The following is a 21,050-nucleotide window of genomic DNA, read 5'->3' on the forward strand; positions in this document are numbered from 1 at the left end:
CCTCGCGTGTCGACCTACTTCAGCGCGGCGAGACGCGCTTCGATATCCGCCCGCAGATCGGCCTCTTCCTCAAGACCGATAAAGAAACGCACCAGCGTGCCGCGATGCGGCCACTGCGCCTCGGTGCGCATCGAGGCGATGTCGTACGGCATCGCAAGACTCTGCGCGGCACCCCAGCTCCAGCCTATCGCAAACAGTTCGAGCGACTCGCAGAACGTATCGATCTGCGCGGCGCTATAGCGCTCATCGAACACCACCGAGAACAACCCACCCGCACCGCTGAAATCGCGCTTGAAGAATTCGTGGCCCGGACAGTCGGGCAGCGCGGGATGTAACACCGCGGCGATCTCCGGCCGCGTCTTCAGCCAGTGTGCCAGCGCAAGCGCGGTGCGGTCGTGCTGCTCGAAGCGCACCTTCATGCTCGGCAGGCTGCGCAGGACCAGCGAGCAGTCGTCGGACGACACGCCGATGCCCATGCGCATCCGCGCGAGCTTCAGCTTCAGATGCAGCTCGCGATCGACGGTGATCGTCGCGCCCATCAGCAGGTCGGCGCCGCCCGACTGATACTTCGTCAACGCCTGCACCGAGATGTCGACACCGTGATCGAACGGCCGGAACGCAAGCCCCGCCGACCACGTGTTGTCGATCGCAGTCACGACGCCGCGTGCGCGTGCGGCGGCGGTAATGGCCGGCACGTCGGGCACTTCCATCGTCACCGAGCCGGGTGCCTCGATCCAGATCAGCCGTGTGTTCGGCAGGATCAGGTCGGCGATGCCGGCGCCGATCATCGGATCGTAGTAGCGCGCGGTAATGCCGAAATCTTTCGCGAGCCAGTCGCCGTGATCGCGATTCGGCGAATACACGTTGTCGGGAATCAGCACGTCATCGCCGGCCTTGACGAGGCCGAAGTACACGTTCGAGATCGCCGACAGTCCGGACGGTTGCAGCAGCGCATGCTTGCCGCCTTCGAGAGCGGCAAGACGCTGTGCGAGCGTCATTGACGTCGGCGTGGCGTGCAGGCCATAGCGCCACGCGGCATCGTTGCGCCAGTCGAGTGCGCGCATCGTTGCGAGATCGGGAAACACGACCGTCGATGCGCGGGTCACCGGCACCGAGAACGATGCGTAGCCCGGCGGCAGATCGTCTTCCGGATGCACGATGCGCGTTTGCAACTCGTGGCTGGAATGGGATTTCGTCATGATGGAATCTGGGTTGGATCTTCTTCGGAGACTGCAGGCGATGTAGCGCGGCGTGTAAAACGCGGGTTCATTCGCCGGTGGTCAGGTTGCTGATGCCGCCGACCGGCTGGCCGCCTGTTTTCGCTGCAGCTGCGGCTGCGGGCGCGCTCGCAGTTGCCGGTGACGGCGCGGTTTGCCCTGCCGCAAGCGGGCGCAGATCGAACGGTTGCGGATCGGAGTCGTCGACATTCATGCGATCGCCGGCCAGCGACCCGTCAGCGGCGAATTTGCCGACCCAGTTGCCGGTGATATGGGTACCGTCGTTGGACTCTTCGACTTCGAGCGTATCGTTGTCGCGGTCACCGGCGATCAGGATTACTTCGCCCGTATCGGCGAACTGATATTCGCCGTGCACACCGGATGGATCGTCGGTTTTCGGGCCGAGCCGCAGCACGATCTGACGCTTGCCCAGCGTGCCGGCATAGCGCGGAAACTTTGCGAATTCTGCGCCTGGTTTCAGCGGCAACTGGATTGGTGCGGGAGCGGCCAGTTCCTTGACCGCGTCGCTCTGCGCCCATGCGTGGGCTGGTATGGCGAGCGCAACGAGCGCGGCACACGCGACGCACGCAGCAGCCGTCGCATTCACCGTCCGTCCGCGTCGAGCTACCGCGTGCTTCATCGATTGTGAATCCTGCATGCCTGTCTTCCTTGCTTGCTTGTGATTGCCCTGCGTGACTACGCAACCGCTCAGAGCCGTTCGAATATCGCAGCAATGCCCTGCCCGCCGCCGATACACATCGTCACGAGCGCATAGCGCCCACCGATGCGCTGCAGTTCGTACAACGCCTTCACGGTGATCAGCGCACCCGTCGCACCGATCGGATGACCGAGCGAAATACCGGAGCCGTTCGGATTGACCTTCGCAGGATCGAGGCCGAGCTCCTGGGTCACCGCGCACGCTTGCGCAGCGAACGCCTCGTTGGCTTCGATCACGTCGAGATCGGCAACCGTCAGCCCCGCGCGTTCGAGCACCTTGCGCGTGGCCGGGACCGGGCCGATGCCCATGTAGGCCGGGTCCACACCGGCATGCGCATAGGCAACGAGTCGCGCGAGCGGCTTGATGCCGCGGCGCTCAGCCACGCTGCGCTCCATCAGCACGACTGCTGCGGCTGCGTCGTTGATCCCCGATGCGTTGCCGGCCGTCACCGTACCGTTTTCTTTTGCGAACACCGGACGTAGCTTCGAAAAATCGTCAGCCGTCGCATTCATGCGTACGTGCTCGTCCGTCGCGAAAAGCGTATCGCCCTTCTTCGAGGCGAGCGAGACCGGCAGGATCTGCTCGGTGAAATAACCGGACTCGATTGCGTGTGCTGCGCGGCGGTGTGATTCGAGTGCCAGGGCGTCCTGCGCATCGCGGCTAATGCCGTATTTCTGCGCGACGTTCTCGGCGGTCACACCCATGTGAATCGACTGGAACGGGTCGTTCAGTGCGCCGAGCATCATGTCGACGATGCGCGCATCGCCCATGCGCTGTCCGAAGCGTGCGGCCGGCATCGTGTAGGGCGCACGGCTCATATTCTCGGCGCCGCCGCCGATCGCGATATCCGCATCGCCTAGCAGGATGCCCTGCGCCGCCGACACGATGGCCTGCAGGCCGGAACCGCACAGACGGTTCACCGTGAGCGCGGGCGCGTGCTGCGCCACGCCACCGTTGATCGCGGCCACGCGGGCAAGGTACATGTCTTTCGGTTCGGTATGCACGACGTTGCCGAACACGACGTGGCCGACTTCGTCGCCCGCGACATTCGCGCGCGACAGCACTTCGCGCACGACCCGTGCGCCAAGATCGGTGGGAGAGAAATCCTTCAGGCGACCGCCGAAGTCGCCGATTGCGGTACGTACGCCGCTTGCCACTACCACGTCACGTTGCATGATTCGCTCCTCGCTCTCTCAGTTTCAGGTTGATTCGCTTGGTTGATTCGCTTCGTCGATTCGAACACCGTGTCTCGCCCGCTGAAACACAGCGTGTTGTGTATATGCCAGCGTCCGCTCGACGATTACGCGATCGTGTCAGACCTCGCCCCACAGATCGTGGCCATCCGCACCGGTGATCTTCACCGACACGAAATCACCGACCTTGTAGCGCTTCGATGCTTTCTTCGCCGGCTCGATATACACCACGCCGTCGATCTCGGGCGCATCGGCCGCGGTCCGGCCCACGCCGCCTTCTGCATTCAGTTCATCGACGAGCACCTTCAGCGTCTTGCCGACCTTGCGGGCAATGCGCTGCGCCGACACCTCTTCTGCGACTTCCATGAAGCGCGCACGGCGAGCTTCGCGCACCTCGTCGGGCAACGCACCGTCGAGTTCGTTCGCGCTCGCGCCTTCCACCGGCGAATAGGCGAAGCACCCTACGCGATCGAGTTCAGCCTCGCGGATGAAGTCGAGCAGCGTCTCGAACTGCGCTTCGGTCTCGCCCGGGAAACCCGCAATAAACGTGCTTCGAATAGTCAGATCAGGGCAGATCTCGCGCCACGCACGCACGCGCTCCAGCACCTTTTCCGCGTTCGCGGGGCGCTTCATACGCTTGAGCACGTCGGGATGCGCATGCTGGAACGGCACATCGAGATACGGCAGCACGTGGCCCTTCAGCGGACCCTCTGCCATCATCGGAATCACTTCGTCGACGCTCGGATACGGATACACGTAGTGCAGACGGACCCACGCGCCGTACTGCGCGGCGAGTTCGCCGAGCGCGCCGACCAGATCGGTCATGCGCGTCTTCAGCGGACGGCCGTTCCAGAAACCGGTGCGGTACTTCACATCGACGCCGTATGCGCTCGTGTCCTGCGAGATGACGAGCAGTTCCTTCACGCCCGAGCGGAACAGGTTCTCCGCTTCGAGCATCACCTCGGCAACCGGACGCGAGACGAGATCGCCGCGCATCGACGGAATGATGCAGAACGTGCAACGGTGGTTACAGCCTTCGGAGATTTTCAGGTAGGCGTAGTGGCGCGGCGTGAGCTTGATGCCGGCGGCCGGCACGAGATCGACGAACGGGTCATGCGGTTTCGGCAGATGGTTATGCACTGCCTGCATCACTTCGCCGAGCGCGTGCGGGCCGGTCACGGCCAGCACCTTCGGATGAACTTCTTCGATCAGGCCCGAACCGCTTGCGCTCTTTTTTGCCCCGAGGCAGCCGGTTACGATTACCTTGCCGTTCTCGGTCAGCGCTTCGCCGATTGCATCGAGGCTTTCCTGTACGGCTTCGTCGATGAAGCCGCAGGTGTTGACCACGACGAGATCGGCGCCGTCGTAGGTACCGGAGATTTCATAGCCTTCGGCGCGCAGTTGCGTGATGATCTGCTCCGAATCGACCAGGGCTTTGGGACAGCCGAGGCTGACGAACCCCACTTTCGGCGGGGAAACGGGCTTGGTATTGGATTCCAGGTGGGTTTTCAACGGTCACTTCCAGTTCTGTACGGGGGGCCGGCCGGCGATGCCGGTGGCTGGGGAGTTGCGCTATTTTACCTTCGCGGCGCCCTGGGACCCGTCGAATCAGGAAAAGCATCGTGCCGGGATTTTTTGACAGGTTGTCGGCACCTGTGCGTCGTGAGTGATCGCGTGTGCCCCTCGCCTCATCTGGCGCCGACGATCCGCACCAGCGTTTCTTCCAGCAGACTCCGATCCGCGGCACGCTTGGCGTCGCTGCGCCGTACCAGGTTACCCAGTTTGTGCCGCACGGCCGGTAATTCTGCAACGTGCGGAAGTCCGATTAGATCGAAGTCCGGCCGCTCATCCTCGATGGATCGTAGAAACGCGCACGACGGCTCATCCAGCCACCCGGCCACCCGCAACAACAGGTGCCGATGATTGGTCAGCAAGACATCGGCTTCGACGGGTTCGGCCGTCATACCCCTGAAGTGCGCCTCGAAGGTCGCTGAAAAATCTGCAGGCACGCGAGGCGCCAGCATCTCCCAGGCAGGCTTGGGGCTGCAGACCGGGGCAGGTCGTGCTCGAAGAGGTTGATCGCCGTACCGCCTTTGAGTGCAAAGCATGGCTCCTGCGCCAGCACCGGCAAAATCTCGACCAGCAGTCGTACGCGGTCGGTGTAACGCCGGTCCCAGCGGTCAAGCCAGGTGTTCATCGAGGTCCCCCGGCAAGGTAATCTGGTAAATCGGATGCAAGCGGCCGCCAGGCACTAGCGCGCGTTTTCCCCGCCCCAGATCGACGCTATCCAGCGGCACATGCGACAGCCATGCATGCCGATGGCGCTCGGCCAACGCCAGGAACAGCCGTTTGGCCTTGATGCTGCGGCAATGGCGCAGTAACAAACCGACCCGCTGCGGCCGCAGGGTGGTCATCGCCTGCATCAGCGCGTCCACCTCGTAGATCAAGGCAGCGTCCGACACGTCATCGCACAACTCCAGCATGGCGCGTTCCGGCGTGGAACAAACCAGCGCATCGGCACCGGGCGCGGCCTGATGCCACGCCAGCCCCTGGTCGGACAGCGCCGTCGCCAGTACCTCCGCCGTGAACGACACCGGCGGCCAATCGAATGGCCCCTTGCCCAGATACTCGAAGCGCTGCGCCAGAGACAGATTGCCCAGCCATGCCGGTGGTCGCTGCCCCCCATACAGGGTGATCGTGCCGGCATCGCCTAGACGCAGGTAGTGCTCGTGTCCCTGCAGGCTTAGCGCAAAGCGGCCCCCCACGTGCAGCGGCATGCCCTCGCTGACCTGCAGGCTGCGAACCACGCCTTCCCACTGCAGGCGCCCACCCTTGCGCATGTAGACGCCGCGCGTCGGCGACACCAGCCAGCCGCTGCGCACGTAGCGCGCGACGAGGCTGTTGGAGTAGCCATGAACCCTCAACCAGCGACTCGACACCAGGCTCGTATCGCCCAGTTCGGCCAACAGCGGGTTTAACTTTCCCGTATTTTGATCACTCATAGTGATCAAAATACACTTTCTTTAAACTTTCGCCAAGTCGTGGAGGTTTGATGGGGAAGAAAAAAGACCACCCAGAGTGATCTTTTTTTGAGAAAAATAAACCAGATGTCAGTCAAGCTGCACTGGCCACAAGAAAATCCACCGGCCCCTCCTCACCCTTACAACGTCGAGTTGACTTATTTCGACTGCCTTATTAAGGCCAGTTGAAGCTAACGCATGCCACTTTCGGCGGGGAAGCGGACTCGGGTTTGCTATTTGATTTCCATCCACACCACGAAGCATGACGCGCGCAATCCAGCGCGTCATGTCCGCCCAAGGCACTCACGGAAGGAGAAGAATGGGCGCATCACGCCCAACCGGAGTTGCACGCGGCCCACCGCAGCCGCGCTGGACCGACATCAGCACAGCGCCACACCACTACTTCTTCTCAGGCTCCGTACTATTCGGCACAGGCTGCGTAAACGGAAAATTGCTGAACATCGATTTCGCCTGGGTCTGCATCTGTTCCTGCATCTGCACGAACATGTTCTTCGACTGCTCGATGTAGCTGGTCATCATGCCTTGCATCATCGGTGCCTGCATGTTCATGAACTGCGACCAGACCTCCGGGTTCATCGCCTTGCCTTCGACCAGGTTTTTCGACTGGTCGGCGAGCTTTGCCTGAATATCGATGAACGCCTGGATGTTCTTCTCCAGGTAGGTGCCCATCATGCCCTGCATCGCGTGGCCGTAGAAGCGGATGATCTGCGACAGCATCGACGATGAGAACATCGGCAGGCCGCCGCTTTCCTCTTCGAGAATGATCTGCAGCAGGATGGCCCGCGTCAGGTCTTCGTTGCTCTTCGCATCGATGACCTTGAAGTCTTCCTGATCGAGCACGAGTTGCTTGACGTCGGCCAGCGTGATGTACGTGCTCGTCTCCGTGTCATACAGCCGACGGTTCGGATATTTCTTGATGAGTCGTTCGGCCGTCTTCTTTGTAGTAGTCGTCATGTAACGCCCTTGAGCGCCGATAAAGCGCAATGACGACGCCCTGCCATACGCAATGGATCATTGCGTGTGCGAGACGCCGCCGGAAACATCTGAACCATTCAATGCCCACCCACGACGGGCACCGTATGGATCAGCCCATATGCAGGCCACCGTTCAGCGAAAAATCGGCACCCGTCGAGAAACCCGCTTCGTCCGATGCCAGCCACGAGACGATCGAACCGATTTCTTCCGGTTGCCCGAGGCGGCGCACCGGAATCGTGGCGACGATCTTTTCGAGCACGTCGGGGCGGATCGACTTCACCATGTCCGTGCCGATGTAGCCCGGCGAAACGGTATTCACCGTCACGCCCTTGGTGGCCACTTCCTGCGCCAGCGACATCGTGAAACCGTGGATGCCCGCCTTCGCCGTTGCATAGTTGGTTTGCCCGAATTGCCCTTTCTGGCCATTCACCGACGAGATGTTGACGATGCGGCCCCAGCCGCGCTCCACCATGCCGTCGATTACCTGCTTCGTCACGTTGAAGAGGCTCGTCAGGTTCGTGTCGATCACGGCCGTCCAGTCTTCACGCGTCATCTTGCGAAACACGACGTCGCGCGTGATGCCGGCGTTGTTCACGAGCACGTCGATCTCACCGACTTCGGCCTTGACCTTGTCGAACGCATCTTTGGTCGAATCCCAGTCGCCGACATTGCCTTCCGACGCGATGAAATCGTAACCGAGCGCCTTCTGGTCTTCGAGCCACTTGACGCGACGCGGACTGTTCGGACCGCAGCCGGCCACGACTTTCAGACCCTCCTTGTGCAGACGCTGGCAGATGCTCGTGCCGATGCCGCCCATACCGCCTGTTACGTACGCAATTCGCTGAGACATAAACCACACTCCATTATCGTTTTGCGAGGCTGCCGCCCGGCAACCTCCGTCCTCGCCTTTACTGCCCAGCCACTCCCCGTTGCTTCAGGGGCGCGGCTGCATCCTGCTTCGAGTGCGCCCGCAGTGCACGGACGCACTCTTCATCGAATCACACGCGTTCGACGGCCAGCGCCACACCCATCCCGCCGCCGATGCACAGCGACGCGAGGCCGCGCTTTGCATCGCGCTTCTGCATTTCGTGCAGCAGCGTCACGAGAATACGGCAGCCGGATGCGCCGATCGGATGGCCGATCGCGATTGCGCCGCCGTTCACGTTGATCTTCGATGTGTCCCAGCCCATCTGCTGATGCACCGCCAGCGCCTGCGCGGCAAACGCTTCGTTGATTTCCATCAGGTCGAGATCGCCGGGTGTCCAGCCAGCACGTTCCAGACAACGACGTGAAGCCGGCACCGGGCCCATGCCCATGACCTTCGGATCGACGCCCGCGTTGGCGTATGCCTTGATCCGCGCAAGCGGTGTAAGCCCGAGCGCTTCTGCCTTCTTCGCCGACATCACGATGACCGCGGCCGCGCCGTCGTTAAGCCCCGACGCGTTCGCCGCCGTCACCGTGCCTTCCTTCGTGAACGCCGGCTTCAGGCCCGCGAGCGATTCGGCCGTGACACCGTGGCGCACGAATTCGTCGGTGGCGAAGCGCAGCGGTTCGCCCTTGCGTTGCGGGATTTCCACCGGAACGATTTCCGCGTCGAAACGGCCCGCCTTTTGCGCAGCCTCCGCCTTGTTCTGCGACAGCGCCGCGAACGCATCCTGCTGTTCGCGCGTGATGCCGTATTCCTTCGCGACGTTCTCCGCGGTAATGCCCATGTGGTACTGGTTGTACACGTCCCACAACCCGTCGACGATCATCGTGTCGATCAGCTTCGCATCGCCCATGCGGAAACCATCGCGCGAACCCGGCAGCACGTGCGGTGCCGCGCTCATGTTTTCCTGACCACCGGCAATCACGATGTCGGCGTCGCCGGCAATGATCGCGTTGGCTGCAAGCATCACGGCTTTCAGGCCGGAGCCGCACACCTTGTTGATCGTCAGGCCCGGTACCGATGTGGGCAAGCCCGCCTTGATCAACGACTGCCGCGCCGGGTTCTGGCCGGAGCCCGCTGCCAGCACCTGGCCCAGGATCACTTCACTAACCTGCTCGGGCTTCAGGCCCGCGCGTTCGAGAACAGCACGGATCACCGTGGCGCCGAGTTCGGGTGCGGCGATTTTCGCAAGCGAACCGCTGAATTTGCCGACTGCCGTACGGGCGGCCGATACGATCACTACATCAGTCATTTCCGTTTCCTCCGGGTGCTGCGGCCAGTCGCTCCGCCACCCGTCAAGTTAAAAAACCACCCACTTCTTTATGTCCGCGTCGGCATGCAGTCGGCGCTCAAACATTCCGTTGCTTCAATCGCGCTTCTGCACATAGCGGCCAGGCGCCGCCTCGATGACCGGGTAGTCGGCGGAACCGGCCTGTGCAGGCGGTTTCACCTTCTTGCCGCCGTACTGATCGAGCCATTGGGTCCATTCGGGCCACCAGCTGCCAGGGATTTCTTGAGCAGCGTCGAACCAGTCATCGGCGGCGGCGGGCAGCGTCTTACGGCTACCCTTCGCCGTTTTCGCGGCGGTCTTCCCGGTGCTCTTCGCTGTTTCGTTGTCAGCGTCCTTCACCACCCAGTAGCTGCGCTTGTTCTTTGCCGGCGGATTGATCACGCCCGCGATGTGTCCCGACGCGCCGAGCACAAAATGCCGCGGCCCGGTGAGTAGCGGCACCGAAGCATAGGCCGTCTTCCACGGCACGATGTGGTCTTCGCGCGAACCGTAGACGAAGGTCGGCACGTCGATGCGCGACAGGTCGACCGCTTCGCCGCACACGGTAAGCGCGTTCGGTTCGCGCAAGCGGTTTTCGAGGTACGTGTTGCGCAGATACCAGACGTACATCGGTCCAGGCAGTCCGGTCGAATCGCTGTTCCAGTACAGCAGATCGAATGGCACCGGCGTGCGGCCCTTCAGATAGTTGTCGACGACGTAGTTCCACACGAGATCGTTGGGTCGCAGGAACGAAAACGTATTCGCGAATTCAAGGCCGCGCATCAGGCCCGGCTGCGTACCGTTCTTTCCGCCGATCGTCTGTTCGCGCATCTGCACGTGCGCCTCGTCGACGAAAACATCGAGCACACCGGTGTCCGAGAAGTCGAGCATCGCGGTGAGCAGCGTCATCGACGCCGCTGGATGTTCCCCACGCGCCGCCGCAACCGAGAGCGCCGTAGCGAGCATCGTGCCGCCGACGCAAAACCCAAGCGTGTTGATCTGCTCGCGTCCACTGATACGTCGCACGGTTTCGATGGCGGTGAGCACGCCTTCGTCGACGTAGTTGTCCCACGTCTTGTGCGCAATCGATGCGTCCGCATTGCGCCACGAAATCATGTACACCTGATGACCGGAGTCGAGCCCGTGCGCGACGAGCGAGTTCTCCGGCTGCAGATCGAGAATGTAGAACTTGTTGATGCACGGCGGGACGATCAGCAGCGGCCGTTCGCGCACGGTCGCCGTGCGCGGCTTGTACTGGATCAACTGGATGAGATCGTTTTCGAATACCACCGAGCCTTCGGTGTTCGCCAGATTCTTGCCGACCACGAAACCCGATTCGTCGGTCTGCGAAATCTTGCCGCGTTGCAGATCGGAGAGCAGATTCTGCACACCATGCCGCAAGCTCTCGCCCTGGCTGTCGAGCAAGGTCTTTTGCGCTTCAGGATTGAGCGCAAAGAAGTTGCTCGGCGAAGCGGCCGCGGTCCACTGCTGGACTGCGAAGCGGATACGTTCGCGGGTCTTCGGTTCAGCATCGAGCGCATCGACGAGCTCGTGCAGATAGCGCGCATTCAGCAGATACCATGCGGCCGTGAACGCATACGCGGGTGTCTCGCTCCACGCTTGTGCGCTGAAGCGGCGATCTTTCAATGCGGGAACCTGTGGCTTCGCTTCCGACGCCTGCTGGATCAGTTGCATCGCTTCGCGCGAATAATCGCCCTGCAACTGCTGAAGACGCTCCTGCGGAATCGATGCGGAAGGCAGCTTCAGTCCCGCGAGCGGTTGCATGAACGGCTGCAATGTAGCGGCGAACTGGCTCAGATCGGGCATCGCTGCAAATGGCGACATGGGGGACGTCGCTGACATGGGTGAGGCACCGTTCGCCCCAGCCTGCACAGCGACCGACTGCCATGCTTTCGTCCAGGCGTCGAACCATTGCTGTGCGCCCGCGGGTTGTTGCGGTTGCTGCAGTTGTGGCTCGCGGCCTGATGTATCCGTACGGGAAGAATTCGGGGATTGTTGTGATGCAGCCATACCTGCTTTAGACCGGTGAGTCCTTGCGGACGGTTGAGAGGCAGGTTTCTCGCGCACGTGGGCGATTGCTCGCGACCTCGTCACGCCCTGTTCCGTGTGTGGGAAACATTCTTGCTCCCCATCGCAAGGCATGTCAATGCTTGTCCCGGATTTTGCCGCAGTGCGATATTTTTTTAATTATCGTTTTCCCCATGTGCCGCTTGTGGCGCGGCTTTCCGGGCGATGGGCAATCTCGTGCGCATAAAAATGCGGCCATTCGAGTGGTGTTGAAACAAGGCATTTTGCGAATCGCATGTGTACGTGGCGCGCGAAACCGCCAAAGCGCATGGCAGCCACGCGATGCAGCAAAACCACCGCACCGCCGATGCCTATACCCCGACGCCAGATTTCAATTCGCAAGCCAGATCAATGCAGCCATGCGGCCCGTGTCGCGATCGCGGCGATATGAGAAGAAACGCTCGCGTTCGGTGACCGTGCAGTGTTCTCCACCAACAATCTGCGTGACGCCGATACGCCGCAATCGTATGCGTGCGAGCGCAGGCAGATCGGCGAGATATTTGCCCGGCGTATCGGGATGCGCGACGAACGCTTGCGCAGTCGCGCCGCGTTCATCGGGTGTGGCCTCGTTCATGAATGCGTCACGAACATCCGCGCCGACTTCGAACGCGGCGGGTCCGATCGACGGACCGAGCCATGCGTGCAGCACTGTCGTCTCTACGGCCGCAAGCTGCGCAATCCGCTGCGCGGTGTTCTCGATGACACCCGCCGCAAGTCCGCGCCAGCCGGCATGCGCCGCGCCGACTGCGCGGCCGTCCGGGTCGCACAGCAGCACCGGCATGCAATCGGCGATCATCACGACGCAAACGGTGCCGGGCACGTTGCTGACGCTCGCATCCGCTAGTGTCGGAGCGCCGCCTTCGCGCTGGCGCGCGAGCACATCGTCGGCGTTGACAACGTCTGCGCCGTGAATCTGCTGAAGCCACGCAGGCTCCTGCGCGGTGTCCTGGATACCCGCAAACTGCTTCAGACGCGCACGGTTCTCGAGAACTGCCGCCGGATCGTCTCCTGCACGCAAACCAAGGTTCAATCCACCCGGACTGTCGACACCATCGCGCCAGCGACCAAACGGCGGCGCGCTCACCCCACCGTTACGCGTCGTGACCAGCGCGCGCACGCGCGACGCGACATGCCACTCGGGTTGCAGAATATCGGCCTGCGTCAGGTCGGGCAGCGTCATGCGTGATCGTCCTCGCCGTCATGCGTATCGAACGATGCGTCGTCCTGGTCGTACACGTCGTCGTCCATGTCGTCGTATTCGTCCGCATTGCCTTGACCGAAACCAAGCGCCTCCGACAGCGCCGCGATATCGTCCGGCACGGTCGCGCGCCATTGCATCGGACGGCCGGTCTTCGGGTGGATCAGGCCGAGGCGCCATGCGTGCAGCGCCTGACGCGCGAAGTCGCCCGGCAGCGGCGTCACCGAACGCTTGCCACGCGCACGGCCATAAACTGGGTCGCCGAGCAACGGATGGCCGATGTGCGCGCAATGCACACGAATCTGATGCGTGCGTCCGGTTTCCAGATCGCAATGAATCGCCGATACCGGCTGGCGCTCCCACACCGCGCTATCGATACGCCGGAAGTGCGTGCGCGCTGCCTTACCCGCCGCACTGGTAACGATCGCCATGCGCGTGCGTTCGCGCGGATCGCGACCGATCGGCGCATCGATGGTGCCCTCTTCCCGCACGTTGCCCCACACGAGCGCGAGATATCTGCGCTTCACCGTACGCGCCTGCAACTGACGCACAAGGTCGGTTTGCGCTTCGAGCGTGCGTGCGACCACCATCAAGCCGGACGTTTCCTTGTCGAGTCGATGCACGATGCCTGCGCGTGGCAGCCCCGCCGCAGCGGCGCCATAGCGATGCAGCAGACCGTTCAGCACGGTGCCGCTCCAGTTGCCGGCCGCCGGATGGACGACGAGACCCGCGGGCTTGTCGATGACGACGAGCGTGTCGTCTTCGTACACGATCGACAGTGGCACGGGTTCCGGCGTGAACGCGAGTTGTTCGGGCAGCAGATCGGGAATCAGTTCGATGACCGCATCGAGCGGCACCGGTTGACGGATTTTCGCGGGCGCGCCATCCACCCGCACGCGCTGCGCCTCGATCCAGCTTTGCAGGCGATTGCGGGAAAATTCCGGAAATACTTTTGCGAGGACCTTGTCGAGCCGTTCGCCGGCAAGTTCGGGCGGCACCGCCACCACGCGCGGCGCCGTTTCCGCCGATCCGGCCGCCGTCGAGGCCATCGCAAGCGGCGCCAGCGCGTCGCCCGCGAGGTCGTCGTCGAGCGAATCCACCCCTGCTGCGTCGGCGGCCTCTGCACCTGGGCTATAATCTTCGTTGCTATTCTGGACGCCGGCAGCGGTTACCGGAGTATAAGAGCGGGTCATCGAGTCTGGGTCACCTGGACGTAAAGCTAGACTGGGAAATGCGAGCCTTGAACACCATTATGAATACGGGCCTGGGGACGGCAACCGCTGAAGCGGTTGTCCGGAAGACTACGGCCCGAAAGACGATCATGAACGTGGCCCGCTATATTGCGTGCGCTGCAGCCGTTGCACTGGTGGCGGCCTGTCATGGCCTGCCGCAAAAGACCGACGAAACAGCCGCATGGCCGAATAGCAAATTATATACGGAGGCCGAGGATGCAATGAACGGCAGCGACTGGGGCAAGTGCGCGAAATATTTCGAAGCACTCGAAGGTCGCGATCCGTTTGGCCATTTCGCCCAGCAGGCACAGATCAACGTCGCGTACTGTAACTGGAAGGATAGCGAAACCGACGCTGCCGACCAGGCCGTCGACCGCTTCATCCAGCTGCATCCGGATCACCCGGACATTCCTTACGCGTATTACCTGAAGGGCATGATCCACTTCAACGACGACCTCGGTCTGTTTGGCCGCTTCTCCGGCCAGGACATGAGCGAGCGTGATCCGAAGTCGCTGCGCGAGTCGTATGACGCGTTCAAGGTCGTGGTCGACCGGTTCCCGAACAGCAAGTACGCGCCGGACGCCGCGCAGCGCATGCGCTACATCGTCAACGCACTCGCGTCGCACGAAGTCCACGCAGCCGATTACTACTATCGTCGCGGCGCTTACGTGGCGGCGATCAACCGCGCACAGCTGGCGATTCAGGAATACAAGAACGCGCCCGCTATCGAGGACGCACTGCACATCATGATGCTGTCGTACCAGCGGCTCGACCAGCCGCAACTGGCCGACGACACGAAGCGCATCCTGGCCGGGACCTTCCCCGACAGCCCGTATATCACCGGGCATGCGCGACCGGGTAAGGAAAAATCGTGGTGGCAGTTCTAGGCCACACGTAGTCCGCCCGCAAAACAAGACGCCACGGCAATCACCGTGGCGTTTTTCTTTGCCGGTCCTGCTGCAGGCTAAGCGCGCTCGAACAACGCAATCGATTCGACGTGCGACGTATGCGGGAACATATTCACCACGCCCGCCCCTTTGAGCCGGTAACCGGCTTCATGGACCAGCAGACCGGCATCGCGAGCCAGCGTCGCGGGGTTGCACGACACGTAGACGATTCGTTGCGGCAGCGGACCCGTGCCACTCTGTGCGATCTCCGCCAACGCCTTCGCAATCGCCAGCGCGCCTTCGCGAGGCGGATCGATCAGGTACTTGTCGAATGCGCCGAGCGCGCGGATGTCGTCGGCGGTGACGTCGAACAGGTTGCGGCACGCAAACGACGTATGCCCCGCCACGCCGTTCTCCTGCGCGTTCGCGAGCGCACGCGTGGTCAGCACCTCGCTGCCTTCGATGCCCACCACCTCGCGCGCAAGCCGCGCGAGCGGCAACGTGAAATTACCGATCCCGCAGAACAGATCGAGCACGCGATCGCCGCGCGCCGGCGCGAGCAGACGCAGCGCGCGCCCCACCAGCACGCGGTTGATCTGGTGATTCACCTGGGTGAAGTCGGTGGGCCGGAACGGCATCCGGATATCGAATTCCGGCAGGGTGTAATCAAGCGGGACGTCGAGCGGATAGAACGGCACAGCCGACTCCGGCCCTTGCGGCTGGAGCCAGAACTGCACCTTGTACGCATCGGCGAAGTCGCGCAGATGCTGTTCGTCGTCGGCGTTGATCGGCTCGAGCACGCGCAGCACGAGCGCGGTCACGGATGTGCCGACCGCGAGTTCGATCTGCGGCATGCGGTTGCGAATCGACAGCGACCCGACCAGCTGGCGCAGCGGCACGAGCATCGCCGAGACGTGCGGCGGCAGCACTTCGCAGCTCGTCATGTCGGCGACGTAGCTGCTCTTGCGTTCATGGAACCCTACCAGCACGCCGCCCTTCTTCTCGATGTCGCGCACCGTCAGCCGCGCACGATAGCGGTAGCCCCACGACGGCCCGTGAATCGGCCGGAACACGGTCTCCGCACGCAGCTTCGCCAGATGAGCGAGGTTGTCTTCGAGTACGCGCTGCTTCACGGCGATCTGCGCACGTATATCGAGGTGCTGCATCGAACAACCGCCGCAGGTACCGAAGAAGCTGCACTTCGGTTTCGTGCGGATCACGCTTTCGCGCAACACCTCGACGACTTCCGCCTGTTCGAAACTCGGCTTCTTCCGGTAGCTCGCATAGGTGACGCGCTCACCTGGCAAAGCGCCTTCGACGAAGATCACCTTACCGGGCGTCCCGTCTTCGTTGACCGTGCGGCCGACGCCGCGCGCTTCCATATCGAGCGAGTGAATTTCCAGAATGGGGGCGGCAGCCCTGTCGACTTTGGCGACGTCAGCAGCGGGGGCTGCCTGCGCAGGCTTTCTTTTGCCTTTACGCATGCGGTGAGGAGCAGTTTCGGACACCTGCGGCTTCCTGACAGACGGATGGGGAAGGCGAGATTGTAGACGAACGGCAAGCGGCGCCGGGGATTTGGCGGTGCGCGCGGCCAGTGGGCAGCGCGGCACGCAGAGGCGCAATCAGGCTTCGAACGCAGCCAGGTACTGGGCCCAATGCGCTGCCGGCTCCAGTGCCAGCGAATTCTTCACGAGAACGATCTCGTCGTCGTATTCCGCCTGCGAAAGCCCACCGCGCATCAACTGGAAGCGGCAGTACAGCAGGTACGTATTGACGACGTCAGTCTCGCAATAATTGCGGATTTCTTCGAGACGCCCTTCCTGGTATGCGTGCCACACCTGCCCGCCGTCCATCCCGAGCTTGCCGGGAAAGCCGCACAGCTTCGCGAGTGCATCGAGCGGCGCATTCGCACGCGCCTGGTACATCGCGAGCACGTCCATCAGGTCGGTGTGACGCGAATGGTAGCGGCTGATGTAGTTGTTCCACTTGAATTCGCGATCGTCTTCGCCGAGATCCCAGTAGCGCGACGCGCGCACGCCGTGCACCAGTGCGCGGTAATGCAGTACCGGCAGGTCGAAGCCGCCACCGTTCCACGACACGAGTTGCGGCGTGTATTTCTCGATCGTGCGGTAAAACGACTGGATCAGCGCAGCCTCGCCGTCCTCCAGCGAGCCGAGCGAACGCACCCGAAAGCCCGCGTTGTCGCGAAACACACAGGAGATCGCCGCGATGCGCTGCAGATGGTGCTGCAGAAAATCGCCGCCGGTCTTCTCGCGGCGCGCGGCGAACGCATGCTCGGCGACCTCGGCATCGGTCAGCGTGGCAGGCAGGTCTTCGAGGCGGCGAATGCCGGCGACATCGGGAATCGTCTCGATGTCGAAAACAAGAATCGGTGTCATCGGTGTTTACAGAACGGCGTCCTTGCGCACGCCGTTGGATGCGAAGAAGCGCTTGAGCCGGACCAGCGCTTCCTGCTGGATCTGCCTCACGCGTTCCCGCGTCAGGCCCATTTCGTCGGCGAGTTCTTCGAGCGTGGCCGGCTCGATGTGATTCAGGCCGAAACGCCGTTCGATCACGTGGCGATGCTTGTCGGAGAGCCGCGCGAGCCATGCGCGCGTGAGCGTCTCCAGCTCGCGGTGCTGCACCTCGGCATCGGGCGACTGGCTTTGATCGTCGGACAGCAGGTCGAGCAGGCTGCTCGCCGGATCGAGATCGAGCGGCGCATCGAGCGATGCAGTGTGTTCGTTCAGCGCGAGGATGTCGGTGACTTCCTCGGTGGTCTTGCCGGTCAGGTAGGCAATGTCGTCGATGCTCGCGTCACGGCGCTCGGCCGCTTCGCCCGAGTTCATCGAGTTTTTCTCGAGATGGCGTTTCGCGCGCAGCACCTGGTTGAGTTCGCGGATCACGTGCACTGGCAGTCGCACCGTGCGCGCCTGGTTCATGATTGCACGCTCGATGCTCTGACGAATCCACCACGTCGCATAGGTCGAGAAGCGGAAGCCGCGCGTCGGATCGAACTTTTCGATGGCGTGCATCAGACCGAGGTTGCCCTCTTCGATCAGATCGAGCAGCGGCACGCCGCGATTCAGATACCCCTTCGCGATGCTGACCACGAGCCGCAGATTGCGCTCGATCATGACCTGGCGCGCTTCGAACTCGCCGGCTTTGGCGAGCCGCGAGTAGCGTTGCTCTTCCTCGACGGTGAGGAGCGGCTTGACGCTGATGCGATTCAGGTAGTGCTGGATGGTGTCGGCCGTGAGTTCGGCCTGCAGTATTGCGCGGAAATCGTCGGCGTCCGCCGCGGGGCTGCTCGCGCCTTCACGTGTTTCTTCTGCGTCGTCGATGCCGCCCGCGGCCTCGTCGGGTTCCCGTGCGTTATCGAGATCCTCGACGCTGTCGTCATCGGGCTCCGAAACGGCGCCGCTATCCGCCGGCACCCGCGTGACGCGGCTGACCTTCTCAGTCCCGGCTTGCTGCGTACGGCGCTTCGGTTTCGGCATGGTCGTGTCGCTTATTGAGGCGGCAAATACTTCAGCGGGTCGACAGGTTTGCCCTGCCGGCGAACTTCGAAGTGCAACATCACGCGGTCCGAATCACTGTTACCCATTTCGGCGATCTTCTGCCCTTTGGTCACCGCGTCTCCCTCTTTTACCATCAAAGCACGGTTGTGTGCATACGCGGTGAGATAAGTTGCGTCATGTTTGATGATAATTAGATTGCCGTATCCGCGCAGCCCGTTTCCGGCATAAACCACGCGACCGTCGGCCGAGGCTGTCACCGGATCGCCCGCTGCACCGCCGATATTCACACCCTTGTTTTTGGCGTCATCAAACGTACCGAGGACGGGACCGCGCGCCGGCCATGCGAAGGCGATCGGACCGCTCGACGCCGTAGCATCGCTCGCGCCTGCGCTGGCTGGCGGCACCGTCGCGGTGGCGCCCGAATCGGAACTGTAGAGCGGCGGCGCCGGCATGACGCCCGCCGCGGCACCGGTCGTGGCTGCGCCCGTACCACCGAGCGGCGCGCTCTGTACGCTGCCGCCCGTCACCGGCGCGGTCGCGACTCCCGGCGTCAACCCGGCGACGTTCGCACCCAGCGGCGCGACACGCAGCAACTGATCGACTTCGATCTGGTTCGGGTTGGCGAGATTGTTCCACGTCGCAATATCGCGATAGTTCTGACCGTTCTCGAGCGCAATCCGGTAGAGGGTGTCGCCTGGCTTCACACGGTAGTAACCGGGCGGCGGCGGACCGGGCGGCACGGCAGGCTGCGCGCCCTGCGTAGCCAGCGCGCCGGAACGATCGACGACGGGCGCCTGATCGAGCCGTGTCGCACAGGCCGTCAACAGGGAGAGCGCGACCACGCACACAGTACGCTGGGCTAAGGTCAGGCGGACATTCAAGCTGATTGTTTGCATCGCGCGCAACATACTCATCGGTATCAAATCACTCCGGATTTTAAGGGTACAAAGAAAACGCGATCAAGCCGCGATTCGCGCCATTGCGCGGGCCCGGTGCGCTCGACGAGCGTCAGCACCTGCGCCGGCCCGCTCTGCGTACCGACCGGTGCGACGAGCCGCCCGCCGATCGTCAGTTGTTCGAGCAGCGCCTGCGGCACATCGAGTCCTGCAGCGGCAATCACGATCGCATCGAACGGTGCGGCCGATGGCAAACCGAGCCGCCCGTCGCCGTAATGCAGCCGGATGTTCGGAATGCGCAGCGGACGCAGATTGATCTTGGCGCGTTCGTAAAGCGGTTTGATGCGTTCGATCGAATACACGTCGCGCGCTACCTGGCTCAGCACCGCCGCCTGATAACCGCAACCGGTACCGATCTCGAGCACGCTCGCGAGCGTACGGCCTGCTGCCGCGAGTTCGATCATCCGTGCCACCACCGAAGGCTTCGAGATCGTCTGGTGATGACCGATGGGCAGCGCGGCGTCTTCGTAAGCCTGCGTGGCGAGCCCCGGATCGATGAACATGTGGCGCGGCACCACCGACATCGCATGCAGCACACGCGGATCGGTCACGCCATTCGTGCGCAGGCGTTCGACCATGCGCTCGCGCACCCGTTCCGAGGTCAGCGCCAGTGCGCCGTTCAAGGCGACATTCGGGGCCGTGCTGCGCTCCGGCGTTTTCGCCGGATGGCGGGCAGCGCGATGGCCGGTGGTGTCGGCGCGCGTACCGACCGGTGTGCGTGCCGTGCCCGGGCGCGAGTCCGTCGCGCTGTGACCTGAGGTAACCGATGCACCCGAGGCGCCGGACGCGCGCAGTTCGCCGGACCGCCCTTCGGGCTTGCGCGGCTCGCGCACCAGATCCTCGAGCCCCAGCGGGAAGCGCTTCGCGCGTTCGCCGCTCATGAAGCGCCGCTCCCGGCGCGCGCCCATTCGCGCGCCGCGGGCAGCATATGAGTGTGAGTCAGATCGAGTTGCAGCGGCGTGATCGACACGTGGCCATTGGCGACTGCGTGGAAATCGGTGCCTTCGCTGGCATCGCGCGCGCTGCCGGAAGGACCGATCCAGTAGATCGGCTCGCCGCGTGGGTTGGTCTGGCGGATCACCGGCTGCGACGGATGGCGTTTGCCGAGCCGTGTCACCTGCCAGTCGCGCAGTTGTGCGTACGGCAGATTGGGGATGTTGACGTTCAGCAGCGGATGACCGGGCAACGGCGCTTTCAGATAATGCGCAACGATTTCCGCGGCGACGCGAGTGGCATCTTCGAGATGCACCCAGTCTTTGTCGACAAGCGAAAACGCAATGGCCGGCACGCCGAACATGATGCCTTCGGTCGCTGCCGCGACCGTGCCCGAGTACAACGTGTCCTCGCCCATGTTCTGGCCGTTGTTGATGCCGGATACGACGAGATCGGGCGTGTGGTCGAGCATGCCGGTCAGCGCGACGTGCACGGAGTCGGTGGGTGTGCCGTTCACGTAATAGAAGCCGTTCGGTGCGCGCAACACCGATAGCGGCCGCGACAGCGTCAGCGAGTTCGACGCGCCGCTGCAGTTCTGCTCGGGTGCCATCACGGTGACGTCGGCGAGCGGCTTCAGCGCTTCATAGAGCGCAGCAAGGCCGGGCGCCAGATAACCGTCGTCATTGCTGAGTAGGATTCGCATCCGGCGATTGTAACCGAGGAAGGAAGGCACGCGAACGACAGGGCCTGCACGATGCGCGCCCGACCCTTCGCACGATAAAAACGCACGGTCGTTCGGCTTGCTTTACACTCGATCCCTGTCGGGTATTTCATACGACGCCGTGTCGTTCCGCATACCTGCTTATATTCGCTATACCCGCTTTATCCACCTT

At 62.9% G+C, this 21,050-nt stretch carries 19 protein-coding genes; 1 reads left to right on the plus strand and 18 read right to left on the minus strand.

Annotation, left to right across the window (positions count from 1 at the left end):
- Nucleotides 1–14 precede the first annotated feature (14 nt).
- From BWP39_RS07940 to BWP39_RS07995, 12 genes are all read right to left on the minus strand, one after another.
- Complete coding sequence (locus BWP39_RS07940; RefSeq protein WP_096718729.1) at nucleotides 15–1,199, minus strand: cystathionine beta-lyase; 1,185 nt, start codon at nucleotides 1,197–1,199, stop codon at nucleotides 15–17.
- 67 nt (nucleotides 1,200–1,266) lie between these two features.
- Complete coding sequence (locus BWP39_RS07945; RefSeq protein ID WP_096718731.1) at nucleotides 1,267–1,875, minus strand: hypothetical protein; 609 nt, start codon at nucleotides 1,873–1,875, stop codon at nucleotides 1,267–1,269.
- 50 nt (nucleotides 1,876–1,925) lie between these two features.
- A complete protein-coding gene (gene bktB, locus BWP39_RS07950) occupies nucleotides 1,926–3,110 on the minus strand; it encodes a beta-ketothiolase BktB (RefSeq protein ID WP_096718733.1) in 1,185 nt (394 codons plus the stop codon).
- 138 nt (nucleotides 3,111–3,248) lie between these two features.
- The gene (rimO, locus tag BWP39_RS07955) at nucleotides 3,249–4,640 is read right to left on the minus strand and encodes a 30S ribosomal protein S12 methylthiotransferase RimO (RefSeq protein WP_407944782.1); all 1,392 of its coding nucleotides are present in this window, start codon (nucleotides 4,638–4,640) and stop codon (nucleotides 3,249–3,251) included.
- A gap of 176 nt (nucleotides 4,641–4,816) precedes the next feature.
- Nucleotides 4,817–5,137 (minus strand): hypothetical protein, encoded by a 321-nt coding sequence (locus BWP39_RS32275; protein ID WP_235851397.1) that lies wholly within the window; start codon nucleotides 5,135–5,137, stop codon nucleotides 4,817–4,819.
- Nucleotides 5,138–5,308: 171 nt separating this feature from the next.
- Nucleotides 5,309–6,130 (minus strand): type IV toxin-antitoxin system AbiEi family antitoxin domain-containing protein, encoded by an 822-nt coding sequence (locus BWP39_RS07965; protein ID WP_096718735.1) that lies wholly within the window; start codon nucleotides 6,128–6,130, stop codon nucleotides 5,309–5,311.
- 417 nt (nucleotides 6,131–6,547) lie between these two features.
- Nucleotides 6,548–7,123, minus strand: coding sequence for a polyhydroxyalkanoate synthesis repressor PhaR (phaR, locus tag BWP39_RS07970; protein WP_096718737.1), 576 nt, complete (start codon nucleotides 7,121–7,123; stop codon nucleotides 6,548–6,550).
- Between the two features lie 130 nt (nucleotides 7,124–7,253).
- Nucleotides 7,254–7,994 (minus strand): 3-ketoacyl-ACP reductase, encoded by a 741-nt coding sequence (locus tag BWP39_RS07975; protein ID WP_091016488.1) that lies wholly within the window; start codon nucleotides 7,992–7,994, stop codon nucleotides 7,254–7,256.
- A gap of 148 nt (nucleotides 7,995–8,142) precedes the next feature.
- Complete coding sequence (locus tag BWP39_RS07980) at nucleotides 8,143–9,324, minus strand: acetyl-CoA C-acetyltransferase (RefSeq protein WP_096718739.1); 1,182 nt, start codon at nucleotides 9,322–9,324, stop codon at nucleotides 8,143–8,145.
- Nucleotides 9,325–9,438: 114 nt separating this feature from the next.
- On the minus strand, nucleotides 9,439–11,373 hold the full coding sequence (phaC, locus tag BWP39_RS07985; protein ID WP_096718741.1) for a class I poly(R)-hydroxyalkanoic acid synthase: 1,935 nt from the start codon (nucleotides 11,371–11,373) through the stop codon (nucleotides 9,439–9,441).
- 388 nt (nucleotides 11,374–11,761) lie between these two features.
- The gene (gene pgeF, locus BWP39_RS07990) at nucleotides 11,762–12,610 is read right to left on the minus strand and encodes a peptidoglycan editing factor PgeF (RefSeq protein ID WP_096718743.1); all 849 of its coding nucleotides are present in this window, start codon (nucleotides 12,608–12,610) and stop codon (nucleotides 11,762–11,764) included.
- Nucleotides 12,607–13,821 carry an RluA family pseudouridine synthase gene (locus tag BWP39_RS07995; RefSeq protein WP_096718745.1) on the minus strand — a complete coding sequence of 405 codons (1,215 nt, stop codon included), beginning with the start codon at nucleotides 13,819–13,821 and terminating at the stop codon, nucleotides 12,607–12,609. The genes pgeF and BWP39_RS07995 overlap by 4 nt, the downstream gene beginning before the upstream one ends.
- A 128-nt stretch (nucleotides 13,822–13,949) precedes the next feature.
- On the opposite strand from BWP39_RS07995, the gene BWP39_RS08000 reads away from it, so the two are divergent.
- Nucleotides 13,950–14,747, plus strand: a complete 798-nt coding sequence (locus tag BWP39_RS08000) for an outer membrane protein assembly factor BamD (protein WP_096719659.1) — start codon at nucleotides 13,950–13,952, stop codon at nucleotides 14,745–14,747.
- Between the two features lie 77 nt (nucleotides 14,748–14,824).
- On the opposite strand, the gene rlmD is transcribed toward BWP39_RS08000, so the two are convergent.
- From rlmD to surE, 6 genes are all read right to left on the minus strand, one after another.
- Nucleotides 14,825–16,255: a 23S rRNA (uracil(1939)-C(5))-methyltransferase RlmD gene (gene rlmD / locus BWP39_RS08005; RefSeq protein WP_207556681.1), complete on the minus strand. Its 1,431-nt coding sequence runs from the start codon at nucleotides 16,253–16,255 to the stop codon at nucleotides 14,825–14,827.
- A gap of 114 nt (nucleotides 16,256–16,369) precedes the next feature.
- On the minus strand, nucleotides 16,370–17,146 hold the full coding sequence (locus BWP39_RS08010; RefSeq protein WP_096718749.1) for a 3'-5' exonuclease: 777 nt from the start codon (nucleotides 17,144–17,146) through the stop codon (nucleotides 16,370–16,372).
- A 6-nt stretch (nucleotides 17,147–17,152) separates the two neighbouring features.
- Nucleotides 17,153–18,247, minus strand: coding sequence for an RNA polymerase sigma factor RpoS (rpoS, locus tag BWP39_RS08015; RefSeq protein WP_091016468.1), 1,095 nt, complete (start codon nucleotides 18,245–18,247; stop codon nucleotides 17,153–17,155).
- Nucleotides 18,248–18,258: 11 nt separating this feature from the next.
- Nucleotides 18,259–19,182 carry a peptidoglycan DD-metalloendopeptidase family protein gene (locus tag BWP39_RS08020; RefSeq protein ID WP_096718751.1) on the minus strand — a complete coding sequence of 308 codons (924 nt, stop codon included), beginning with the start codon at nucleotides 19,180–19,182 and terminating at the stop codon, nucleotides 18,259–18,261.
- Nucleotides 19,183–19,187: 5 nt separating this feature from the next.
- A complete protein-coding gene (locus tag BWP39_RS08025) occupies nucleotides 19,188–20,105 on the minus strand; it encodes a protein-L-isoaspartate(D-aspartate) O-methyltransferase (RefSeq protein ID WP_096719661.1) in 918 nt (305 codons plus the stop codon).
- The gene (surE, locus tag BWP39_RS08030) at nucleotides 20,102–20,860 is read right to left on the minus strand and encodes a 5'/3'-nucleotidase SurE (protein ID WP_096718753.1); all 759 of its coding nucleotides are present in this window, start codon (nucleotides 20,858–20,860) and stop codon (nucleotides 20,102–20,104) included. Before surE ends, BWP39_RS08025 begins: the two co-directional genes overlap by 4 nt.
- Nucleotides 20,861–21,050: the final 190 nt, after the last annotated feature.

Source organism: Paraburkholderia acidicola, from assembly GCF_002362315.1.
GTDB lineage: Bacteria > Pseudomonadota > Gammaproteobacteria > Burkholderiales > Burkholderiaceae > Paraburkholderia > Paraburkholderia acidicola.

Bases quoted from the DNA above. Each gene is read 5' to 3' on its own strand.
- BWP39_RS07940 (WP_096718729.1), bottom strand. From the start codon at position 1,199: ATGACGAAATCCCATTCCAGCCACGAGTTGCAAACGCGCATCGTGCAT.
- BWP39_RS07945 (WP_096718731.1), bottom strand. From the start codon at position 1,875: ATGCAGGATTCACAATCGATGAAGCACGCGGTAGCTCGACGCGGACGG.
- bktB (WP_096718733.1), bottom strand. From the start codon at position 3,110: ATGCAACGTGACGTGGTAGTGGCAAGCGGCGTACGTACCGCAATCGGC.
- BWP39_RS07965 (WP_096718735.1), bottom strand. From the start codon at position 6,130: ATGAGTGATCAAAATACGGGAAAGTTAAACCCGCTGTTGGCCGAACTG.
- phaR (WP_096718737.1), bottom strand. From the start codon at position 7,123: ATGACGACTACTACAAAGAAGACGGCCGAACGACTCATCAAGAAATAT.
- BWP39_RS07975 (WP_091016488.1), bottom strand. From the start codon at position 7,994: ATGTCTCAGCGAATTGCGTACGTAACAGGCGGTATGGGCGGCATCGGC.
- BWP39_RS07980 (WP_096718739.1), bottom strand. From the start codon at position 9,324: ATGACTGATGTAGTGATCGTATCGGCCGCCCGTACGGCAGTCGGCAAA.
- phaC (WP_096718741.1), bottom strand. From the start codon at position 11,373: ATGGCTGCATCACAACAATCCCCGAATTCTTCCCGTACGGATACATCA.
- pgeF (WP_096718743.1), bottom strand. From the start codon at position 12,610: ATGACGCTGCCCGACCTGACGCAGGCCGATATTCTGCAACCCGAGTGG.
- BWP39_RS07995 (WP_096718745.1), bottom strand. From the start codon at position 13,821: ATGACCCGCTCTTATACTCCGGTAACCGCTGCCGGCGTCCAGAATAGC.
- BWP39_RS08000 (WP_096719659.1), top strand. From the start codon at position 13,950: ATGAACGTGGCCCGCTATATTGCGTGCGCTGCAGCCGTTGCACTGGTG.
- BWP39_RS08010 (WP_096718749.1), bottom strand. From the start codon at position 17,146: ATGACACCGATTCTTGTTTTCGACATCGAGACGATTCCCGATGTCGCC.
- rpoS (WP_091016468.1), bottom strand. From the start codon at position 18,247: ATGCCGAAACCGAAGCGCCGTACGCAGCAAGCCGGGACTGAGAAGGTC.
- BWP39_RS08020 (WP_096718751.1), bottom strand. From the start codon at position 19,182: ATGAGTATGTTGCGCGCGATGCAAACAATCAGCTTGAATGTCCGCCTG.
- BWP39_RS08025 (WP_096719661.1), bottom strand. From the start codon at position 20,105: ATGAGCGGCGAACGCGCGAAGCGCTTCCCGCTGGGGCTCGAGGATCTG.
- surE (WP_096718753.1), bottom strand. From the start codon at position 20,860: ATGCGAATCCTACTCAGCAATGACGACGGTTATCTGGCGCCCGGCCTT.